Origin of the sequence: Marisediminicola senii, from assembly GCF_011057645.1 — a bacterium.
GTDB classification, from domain to species: Bacteria; Actinomycetota; Actinomycetes; order Actinomycetales; family Microbacteriaceae; genus Marisediminicola; species Marisediminicola senii.
Genome location: NZ_JAALGE010000069.1, coordinates 1 through 10,085 on the forward strand (window position 1 = coordinate 1; position 10,085 = coordinate 10,085).

Genomic DNA, 10,085 nt, shown 5'->3' on the forward strand with positions numbered 1-10,085 from the left:
CCGGCTACGCCCACTCGCCGTCCCCGCCGCGATTGCACCCCGACCTCCCCCGGGGCCCGGACCCTCCGCCGCCCGGCGAGCCGGCCCCCCCCCCCGACCCGCCCGGCCCGGAATGCCCCCCGCCGTCACCCCCGCCGCCACACACGCCGCCACACCCCCCCCACCCCCAAACCCGGGAGCGCCAGAGCATGACCATGACACCGGAACAGGCCGACTGGTTCTCCGCGACCTTCGGACGACTCGTCTCGAACGTCGAGACCGTGCTGCTCGGCAAGACCTTCGTGGTGCGGCTCTCGTTCACCGCGCTGCTCTCGAGCGGCCACCTGCTGCTCGAGGACTTCCCGGGCACGGGCAAGACCTCGCTCGCCCGCGCCATGGCGCAGAGCGTCGACGGCATCAGCAGCCGCATCCAGTTCACCCCCGACCTGCTGCCAGGTGACATCACCGGCGTGAGCATCTACGACCAGGGCACCAACCGGTTCGACTTTCACGGCGGGCCCATCTTCGCCAACATCGTGCTCGCCGACGAGATCAACCGGGCCAGCCCCAAGACACAGGCCGCGCTGCTCGAGGTGATGGAGGAGGGCAACGTCACCGTCGACGGCATCACCCACCCCGCCGGCTCGCCGTTCATGGTCATCGCCACCCAGAACCCCATCGAGCAGGCCGGAACCTACCGGCTGCCCGAGGCGCAGCTCGACCGCTTCATCATGAAGGCATCGATCGGCTACCCCGACCACGCATCGACGGTGCGCATCCTCGAGGGGGCAGGCACCCCCGCACACGCCGCGACCGTTCCCGCGGTCGCGACCGCGGACACCATCAACGAGATGGCGGCCCTCGCGCGCACCGTGCACGTCGATCCCTCCATCAACGACTACGTCTCCCGGCTCGTCGACGCCAGCCGCAACGCGGTGGAGGTGCGGCTCGGGGTCTCCGTGCGCGGGGCCCTCGCGCTGATTCGCACCTCGAAGACGCTGGCCGCGGCCGCCGGGCGGCACTACGTCATTCCCGACGACGTGAAGGCGCTTGCCGAGCCGGTGCTCGCGCACCGCCTGATCCTCGACGCCGAGGCGGAGTTCGACGGCGTCACCGCGTCCAGCGTCATCGGCCAGATCCTGCTCGAGACGCCGCCGCCCAGCGATCGGCAAGCGGTGTGACGACGGGGGGCGGTCTCACCAACGCCCGCAGCCGCATCGTCGGGGAACGCACCGGCCCGCTCGCCGACGCGATCGTCGCCGCGGTGCGGCTGGCGAGGGCCACCCGCGGTGCGCTCGCCAACGTGGTGCGGTTCCTCGCCGCCGTGATCACCCCGGTCGGGTGGACGGTGCTCGCGGCCGTGCCGGTGAGTTTCGTCGTCGGCTACCGGATGGGGTGGATCGAGCTCGTCGCGGTCGGTTTCGGCGGTGTCATCCTGGTGGCCATCGCCGTGCTCTACCTGGTGGGTCGCGGCGGCTATGCGGTCGAGCTGACGCTTCCACACCACCGCGTCGTTGCGGGCGACCCGGCGATGGGCGTGGTCGTCGTCACCAACACGTCGCGGCGCCGCCTGCTCGGCGCCAAGCTCGAGGTGCCCGTCGGCCGCAGCCTGGTCGATATCGGGGTGCCAGGACTCGCACGCGGGGCGGAATCACGCCACGAGTTTCCGCTGTCCACCCGCCGCCGCGGCATCGTCGTCGTCGGACCGGTGCGCGCAGTGCGCGCCGACCCGGTCGGACTTGTCCGCCGTGAGATCGTGCGCACCCCCGGTCAGGAACTCATCGTGCACCCGCGAACCATCGGCGTTCCCGGTTCCAGCTCTGGGCTCATCCGCGACCTCGAGGGGCGTGCCACCCGCGACCTGTCGAGCAGCGACGTCTCGTTCCACGCGCTGCGCGAATACGCGCCAGGTGACGAGCGCCGAACCATCCACTGGAAGAGCACGGCCAAGACCGGCGTCTACATGGTGCGCCAGTTCGAAGAGACGCGCCGCAGCCGCATCGTGGTCGCCCTCAGCCTCGCCGCAGACGAATACGGCAGCGCTGCCGGGTTCGAGGTCGCCGTCGGCGCCGCCGGATCGCTCGGGCTGCGCGCGATCCGCGATGCCAGGGAGGTCTCGGTCGTCGTCGGCCAGACCACCCCCGAATTCGCCAAGCGCCGCGTGCTCGGCGTGCGCCACCTCGACGCCATGTCGCCGGGACGGCTGCTCGACGAACTCGCATCGGTCGAGGTCGCAGACACCTCGTTGCGGATGCTCGATGTCGCGAGGGTCGCCGCCGACCAGGTCGTCGGCATCTCGGTCGCCTACCTGGTCTGCGGATCGAACACGCCGGCCGCGCAGCTGCGGGCGGCGTCCGTGCTGTTCCCGGTGGGCGTGGAGGTCATCGCGGTCGTCTGCAATCCCGACGCCGTTCCCGGCCTCCGCAGGGTCGCCGGCTTTCGCGTCTTCACCATCGGGTACCTGCAGGAGCTCCAGCAGGCGCTGTCGAGGGCGGCCACCGGATGAGCGCCCGCCAGGCTGGCGGCGTCTCGGCCCGTTCGGCCCGCTTCATGGCGATCACCACGCTGCTGCTGTGGGTCGCCACCGCGATCGCCGCCGCGGCATTCTGGCCGGTGTACCAGAGCGTGGAGTTCGTGGTGATGGTCGCGGTCACGACGGTCGTGGCATCCATCATCGCCATCACCGGGGCCATCGCCCGCCTGCCCGCCCACATCGTCGCAACCGCGATGGTCATCGCCGCCGTGGTGCTCGGCGTTCCGCTCGCCGTGCCGAGCATGGCCGTCTACGGCGTGCTGCCCACCCTCGCCGGCCTCGGCGACCTGGCCGTCGGCACCGTCACGGCGTGGAAGCAGTTGCTCACGATCTCGCTGCCGGTCGGCAGCTACGAAGCGCTGCTCGTGCCACCGTTCCTGCTGGTGCTGGTGACGGTCGTCATCTCGCTCACGGTGGCGCTGCGCGCGAAGCACCCGCAGTTCGCGGTCATCGGACCGATCGTGCTGTTCCTGGCCGGCATCGTGTTCGGCGACGTGACCGCCTTCCTACCGGTCACCCTCGCGCTCGCGCTCACCGGCGTACTGCTGCTGTGGACGACGTGGACGCGCTGGTTCCGCAGGCGGCGGGGGAGCAGGGCGTTGACGGATGCCTCGGCGTCGGGTGCCCGCACGCTCGTGAGTGCGGCGCTGATCATCGCCGTGGCCGCCGTCACCGCGGGAGGCGCGGCTGCCGCATTCGCTCCCGAGACCGACCGCGCCGTGCTGCGCGCGAGCGTCGTGCAGCAGTTCTCTCCGCGCGACTACACGAGCCCGCTCAGCGGGTTCCGCCGCTACCACCAGCCGCCGTTGTCGACCGAGGCGGTGCTCACCGTTGCCGGGTTGCCGCAGGGTGCCCGCATCCGCATCGCCACCCTCGACCAGTACGACGGCGTGGTGTACTCGGTGGGCAGCGAGAGCCAGGGCGGCATCTCGGGCTCGTTCACCCTCGTGCCCGATCGCATCGACCAGTCCGCGGTCAGTGGCGAGCAGGTCGACGTGACCGTGAGCGTCGGCGCCTACTCCGGGGTGTGGTTGCCCACCACGGGCGGTCTCAGCAGCATCGAATTCTTCGGCGCCGACTCTGCCGGCATGCGCGGGTCGTTCTACTACAACGCCAATACCGGCACGGGTGCGGTGATCGGGGGCCTCGGTACCGGTGACGCGTACCGCCTGGCCGCGGTCGTGCCCGATGCACCGACCGGCGAGCAATTGCGCGGCGTGACCCCGGGTGACGCGCCGATGGGGGCGCTCGGCGAGGTGCCGGATGCGGTGTCGGTCACCCTCGAGTCGTTCATCGGCGAGGAAAGCACCCCGGGGGCGCAGCTCGCCGCCGCCATGGACGGCCTGCGCGAGACCGGGTACATCAGCCACGGCGTCAGCGACGACGAGCCGCCCAGCCGGTCAGGGCACTCCTTCGACCGCATCGGCGAGCTGCTCTCCGACACCCGCATGATCGGCGACGGCGAGCAGTACTCGGTGGCGGCCGCGCTGATGGCCAGGGAGCTCGGCTTTCCCGCCCGCGTCGTGATGGGCTTCGCGCCCACGGCGGACGCGGCCGGTGACACCGGGGATGCACTCAGCGGCGACGCCGGTAGCGGCAGCCCCGGTAGCGGCAGCCCCGGTAGCGACAGCCCCGGTAGCGACAGCACCGTCATTACCGGCTCCGACGTCTCGGCGTGGATCGAGGTCGACACCGCGGAATACGGCTGGGTGGCCGTCGACCCGACCCCGCCGGTGCGGGAGATACCCGACGCCGTTCCCGAGGATCCCACCCAGGTGGCGCGCCCGCAGTCGCCCGTGCCGCCGGTGGAGCCCCAGGACCCGACCCCGGAGGAGCAGGCGCCGCCCGAGAGCAGCCAGGACGACGTGGTAGTCGCCGACCCGCTGCTCGCCGCACTGCTCGTCGCCCTGCAGGTCCTCGGCTGGGTCGTCGTCGGCGTCGTGCTGCTGCTCTCGCCGTTCGTCGCGATCATCGGGGCGAAGCTCCGCCGTCGGGCACTGCGTCGCGGGGCGGACGACCCCGGCGAGAGGGTCAGGGGCGGATGGCGCGAATTCGAAGACACCGTGGTGGATCATGGGTTCGTGCCACCACCATCAGCCACCAGGTCGGAGTTCGCGACGGTCGTCGGGGGCGGGCGCCCGCTCGTGCTCGCCGCAGCAGCCGACCGGGCAGCTTTCGGCCCGGCGCAGACCGAACCGGCCGAGGCCGACCGGGTGTGGCGCACCGTCGACGACCTGCGCCGCACGCTGTCGGAGAGCCTCACCCGGCGCCAGCGCATTCGGGCGATGGTGTCGCTACGATCGCTGGGGCGCGGCGGGCGCGGTACTGAAGCCAGGACGAGGAACATGCAATGAACTGCGAACACTGCGGCGAGGCCATGCCGGCCGACGCCATCTACTGCGGAATGTGCGGCCGTGCCGTCATCGACCCCGACGCGGCTGCCCTCGAGCGGCACCGCGCGTCGTCGTCGCGCATCATCTGCACCCACTGCGGCGCCGTCATCGACGCGGCCGACAGCTTCTGCCCCGACTGCGGGCACGTCGCCCCGACCGTGTCGCGGTTCTTCTCACCGCGCGACACCGGGGCCGTGACGATGCCAGGGGTGGATGCCGCGCCGGGCCGTGACTCCGGGAATGCCCCCGGCAGCGCGGCCAGCTCGGGTACGACCAGCGCCAGCGCCAGCGCCAGCGACCTCGGAGAGACCCGCCTCGCCGCAGACACCGAGACGGGCGACCGTTTTGTGCTGCAGTTCAGCACCGGCGAGAGCGTCGCGGTCACGGGTTTCGGCCTCGTCGGCCGCAACCCCCGGCCGGAGCCCGGCGAGGGCATCCACCAGCTCGTGCGCGTGCTCGACCCCACCCGCTCGGTGTCGAAGACGCACCTCGAATTCGGGCAGGACGACGGCGCCTTCTGGATCACCGACCGGTTCTCCGGCAACGGAACCACGGTGAGCGAGCCCGATGCGAAGCCGTACCGGTGCGAGCCGGGGCGTCGGCACCGCATCGCGCGGGGCACCAGAGTCGACATGGGCGAGCAGTTCTTCGTCATCGGCTGACCCCGCCCGCTGGATAGGGCAGCGGCCCTGCACACCGTTCGGTAGCCCCGCGCGTGCACTGCGCGGGTGACGGGGTGGCCGCGGCATCCACCTCGATGGTGTGCTTGGCCGGTGGTCGTGTCCTTTCCGCAGCCGCCGCCCGACCCGGCGGCAACCCGTCCCTCCCTGCCGCGCCGTCCCGCCGACGCCGCGCCGTACTCGTTCCCGCTCGCGGCGACGCTCGCACCGGTGCTCGGTTCGGTCGCCATCTACGCGATGACCAGGTCGCCGTTCGCCCTCGTGTTCGCGGTGCTGGGCCCGGTCATCGCCCTCGGCAGCCTGGTGGATGCCGCCATCCACCGTCGCCGCGCCGGCCGCCGCGAACGCGCCAGGTTCGACCGCGACCTCGCGGTAAGCCGTCGGCAGCTCGACGAGCTCCACGACGCGGAGCGCCTCGCGCTGCAGCGGGCGGCACCCCCGATCCACCTGGCACTCCGGGCGGGCGGTGACGACGTGACGCTGTGGACGACCACGGCTGGGCGACCGGTGCCCATCAACATCGGCATCGGCGACGTGCACAGCGAACTGGGCGGACCCCAGTCGCCACCAGACCCGACCGACGACACCGAGGTCGCCGCCGCGCTCTCCGATCTGGCGCACGCCATGCCCCGGCTGATCGCCGCCCCGGTGTCGGTCGACGGGCGGCTGGGCATCGCCGTCGCGGGACCGCGGCCGTGGGCGATGGCGGTGGCGCGCGCCGTGGCGGTGCAGCTCGCGCGGGCCGCCCCGCCAGACACGGCGACCATGCGGGTGCCAGGGCACGGGGACTGGCGTTGGATGATGGCGCTGCCGCACCGCCTCGACGACCGGCTCGCGGCCGCCAACGGGGTCGTCGAGTTCGACCTCGGTGGCGGGGCAGGCGGAAGTGCCGGGGCCGGCGACGGTGATTCCGCCGCGCGGCTCGTCGTGGCAGTGGCAGGCTCCGTCGGTGGCGTGCCGCGCAGCTGCCGCATGCTCGTGACCCGCGGCACCGATGGGCGCACCGAGCTGCGCGACCGCGCGACCGGGCAGGCCACCGCGGTGCAGGTCGGCTACGCATCGATGATGGATGCCACGGCGTTCGCCGAACGGTTGGCGGCGGCCGCGGCATCCATCGGCCTGCTCCCGGCGAACAGCGGACTGCCCGACGCGGTCACGCTGGGCGAGCTCGCGAACGCGGCCGACACCGTGCCCGTCCCGTCCGGGCCGCTCGCCGGGCTGCGCTGCGAGCTCGGGATGCGTGCCGGCGCGCCGTGGGCGCTCGACCTGGTCGGCGACGGGCCGCACGCGGTGGTGGGAGGCACGACCGGGAGTGGAAAGAGCGAACTGCTGGTCAGCTGGGTCACCGCGATGGCCAGCAGGCACTCACCCGCGCGCGTGTCGTTCCTGCTGGTCGATTTCAAGGGAGGTGCGGCTTTTACCGCGGTGGGGGCGCTGCCGCATGCGGTCGGCCTGATCACCGACCTCGACCACGCCACCGCCCGCCGGGTGCTGGCGAGCCTGCGCGCGGAGATCCGGTACCGGGAGACCGCGCTCGGCGCCGCGGGGGCGCGCAGCATCGAGGAGCTGCCGGTGGTCGGCGCCGATCGCGCGGGCGAGGATGGCGGTGTCGGTGCGGGTGCAGCCATCACCCGGCTGGTCATCGTCGTCGACGAGTTCGCGGCGATGCTGACCGACCTCCCGGAGCTGCACCCGCTGTTCGCCGACATCGCCGCGCGCGGTCGTTCCCTCGGCATGCACCTCGTGATGGCGACCCAGCGGCCCGGTGATGCCCTGCGCGACGCGATCCTCGCGAACTGCCCGCTGCGCATCGCCCTGCGGCTGGGGAGCGCGGCCGACAGCCTGGCGGTAATCGGGTCGGCGGCGGCCGCCCACCTGCCGCGGCACCCGGTGGGGCGGGCGATCGTCGCGCTTCCGGGAGTCGACCACCACGAGGTGCAGGTCGCCGAGACCCGGGCGGAGCACATCGCGGCGGTGGCAGCCCGGTGGTCGGGGCATCCGCCGCCCCGTCGTCCGTGGTGTGACGAGTTGCCGGCGGTGATCGACATCGCGGATATCCCCGCGGTGACAGGGGGAGCGGGGGGAGCGGCGGCACAGGCGGGGGTGGCCTTCGGGGTGCTCGACCTCCCCGAGCTGCAGCGCCGGGAGGCCGCCGTCTACTCGCCCGCGACGCACGGCAACCTGCTCGTACTCGGCGGGCGCGGTTCGGGTAAGTCGGCGGTGCTGCGGGCGATCGCGGCGGGTGCCGGTGGTGACGCCGGTTCGTTCTGGCTGCCAGGCGATGTCGAGGGCGCGTGGGACACCCTGGTCGACCTTGTGGTGGGTGGGCCAGCCGCTGCGCACCCGGCCGTCTCACCGGGTGCCCCGGTCCCGGGCCCGTCCCGCATCCTGCTCATCGACGACGTCGAATCGCTGGTGTTCCGCTTCGCGCCGGACTACCAGCACGAGCTCGTCGACCTGCTCGCCCGACTGTTGCGCGACGGACCCCGCGCGGGCATCGCCGTGGCCATGACCGCCCAGAACCTCCCGACCGCGCTCTCGCCCGTCGTCGCCCTGTGCGAGTCGCGAATCCTCCTGCGGTTGCCGAGCCGGCAGGACCACGTGCTCGCCGGCGGCAGCTCAGACGGTTTCGACCCGCGCATACCGCCCGGCGGCGGAACCTGGCGAGGGCACCGCGTGCAGGTCGGCTGGGTGCCCGAGGCGACGGGCGACGACGCAGGCGGTCGTCGTGCCCCGGCCACGCGCCCGGCCCCGCCGCCCGCCATCGTTCCGCGGGCGGGAGGAGCGACCGCGTTGGTCACCTCATCGCCGCGCGACGCGCTCGCCGGCATCGCGGCACTCGGCAGCGCTCCCGCTGTCGATGGGGCGCCGACGCCCGACGCCCCGCAGGCATCCACCGTGCCGCAGGTGCGCGCCGTCACCGATCCCGACGCCGCCCGCTGGATCGCCACCCCGGCGGGGGAGCACCACCGCGTGCTGGTCGGAGATCCCGACGAGTGGCAGGGGGCGTGGTCGGCGCTCGCCGCCGTGCGCCGCGCGGTGCCGATGGTGTTCGATGGATGCTCCGCCGCCGAGTTCCGCGCGGTCACCCGGTCGCGGTCCATGCCTCCGCCACTCGCGCAGCGGAACGCCCGCGAGCCGGGTCACCGGGTCTGGGTGCTCGACCCCGCCGGAACCGTCAGCCGGGCGAGCGTGCCGTGGTGACCCGCGCGATGCTGGCGCACCCGTCCGGAGCGCTCCGCCCCGTGACTACGCCAGTACTGCGCCCACCGCGGTGTGCGGCAGCCCGTGCGCGACCGCCACCGGTTCCGAGACGACCTGGCCGGCGTGCACGTTGAGCCCGGCGGCGAGCGGCGCGTTCGCGACCATGGCGGTGCGCCAGCCCGACGCGGCAATCGCGCGCACGTAGGGCATGGTCGCGTTCGTCAGTGCGTAGGTCGACGTGTTCGGCACGGCGCCCGGCATGTTCGCGACACAGTAGAAGAGCGAGCCGTGCACCTCGAAGGTCGGGTCGGCGTGGGTGGTCGGGTGCGAGTCGGCGAAGCATCCACCCTGGTCGACGGCGATGTCGACGAGCACGCTTCCCCGCTTCATGCGCGAGACCAGGTCGTTGCTCACCAACTTGGGTGCGCGGGCACCTGGCACGAGCACCGAGCCGATCACCATGTCGGCGGTGAGCAGCGCCCGCTCGATCTCGTAGCCGTTCGAAGCGATGGTGCGCACGCGTCCGGCATACATCGCGTCGAGTTCACGGAGTCGCTGCAGGTTGGTGTCGAGCACGGTCACGTCGGCGCCCATGCCGACCGCCATCGCGACCGAACTGGTTCCGGCGACGCCGCCGCCGAGCACGACCACGCGGGCGGGATAGGTGCCGGGAACGCCGGAGACCAGCAGGCCGGGCCCGCCGCTCGGCTTGAGCATGGCGTTCGCCCCGACGATGGGCGCGAGCCTGCCCGCCACCTCGCTCATCGGCGCGAGCAGCGGCAGGCTGCGGTCGGGCAGCTGCACCGTCTCGTAGGCGATCGCCGTGACGCCGGAATCGAGCAGCGCGCGCGTCAGCTCGGGTTCCGCCGCGAGGTGCAGGTAGGTGAACAGCACCAGGCCGTCGCGAAAGTGCCGGTACTCGGAGGCGACCGGCTCCTTCACCTTGAGTAGCAGGTCGGCGGCGGCCCAGGTCGCATCGGCACCCTCCGCGATCGACGCCCCGGCCGCGACGTACTCGTCGTCGGTGATCGACGAACCGAGCCCCGCACCGGACTGCACGGTCACCTCGTGCCCGTGGGCGACCAGGTCGTGAACGCCGGCCGGGGTGATGGCCACCCGGTACTCGTTGTTCTTCACTTCGGATGGCACGGCGACTCTCATGCTGCCACCCTAGATGAGTGAGTCCTAATGGTCGTAGGCGATGAGGGAGCGTTTGTTGGGTGCTCCGATGAGCCAGTTGTGCCAGATTCCTGCGGCGAGGGCGAGTAGTCGGCCTGCGATTCGGGAGTAGACGCC

General features: G+C 72.6%; 6 protein-coding genes and 1 pseudogene. 5 read left to right on the plus strand and 2 right to left on the minus strand.

Annotation, left to right across the window (positions count from 1 at the left end):
• The first annotated feature begins 188 nt into the window (after positions 1-188).
• The 5 genes from G5S38_RS14530 to G5S38_RS14550 all read left to right on the plus strand — a co-directional run bounded on the left by G5S38_RS14530 (position 189) and on the right by G5S38_RS14550 (position 8,789).
• On the plus strand, positions 189-1,160 hold the full coding sequence (locus G5S38_RS14530) for an AAA family ATPase (RefSeq protein ID WP_165070144.1): 972 nt from the start codon (positions 189-191) through the stop codon (positions 1,158-1,160).
• Positions 1,157-2,485, plus strand: coding sequence for a DUF58 domain-containing protein (locus G5S38_RS14535; RefSeq protein ID WP_165070147.1), 1,329 nt, complete (start codon positions 1,157-1,159; stop codon positions 2,483-2,485). Before G5S38_RS14530 ends, G5S38_RS14535 begins: the two co-directional genes overlap by 4 nt.
• Entirely contained in the window at positions 2,482-4,866 is a 2,385-nt protein-coding gene (locus G5S38_RS14540) for a transglutaminase-like domain-containing protein (protein WP_235929102.1), read from the plus strand. Before G5S38_RS14535 ends, G5S38_RS14540 begins: the two co-directional genes overlap by 4 nt.
• Positions 4,863-5,567 carry a double zinc ribbon domain-containing protein gene (locus G5S38_RS14545; RefSeq protein ID WP_165070149.1) on the plus strand — a complete coding sequence of 235 codons (705 nt, stop codon included), beginning with the start codon at positions 4,863-4,865 and terminating at the stop codon, positions 5,565-5,567. Before G5S38_RS14540 ends, G5S38_RS14545 begins: the two co-directional genes overlap by 4 nt.
• Before the next feature lie 117 nt (positions 5,568-5,684).
• On the plus strand, positions 5,685-8,789 hold the full coding sequence (locus G5S38_RS14550) for an FtsK/SpoIIIE domain-containing protein (protein ID WP_165070151.1): 3,105 nt from the start codon (positions 5,685-5,687) through the stop codon (positions 8,787-8,789).
• 45 nt (positions 8,790-8,834) lie between these two features.
• Here G5S38_RS14550 and ald read toward each other — a convergent pair whose 3' ends face one another.
• Both ald and G5S38_RS14560 read right to left on the minus strand, forming a co-directional pair.
• On the minus strand, positions 8,835-9,950 hold the full coding sequence (gene ald / locus G5S38_RS14555) for an alanine dehydrogenase (RefSeq protein ID WP_165070153.1): 1,116 nt from the start codon (positions 9,948-9,950) through the stop codon (positions 8,835-8,837).
• A gap of 24 nt (positions 9,951-9,974) precedes the next feature.
• Positions 9,975-10,085 (minus strand): annotated as a pseudogene (locus tag G5S38_RS14560) (IS982 family transposase); the annotation flags it as partial.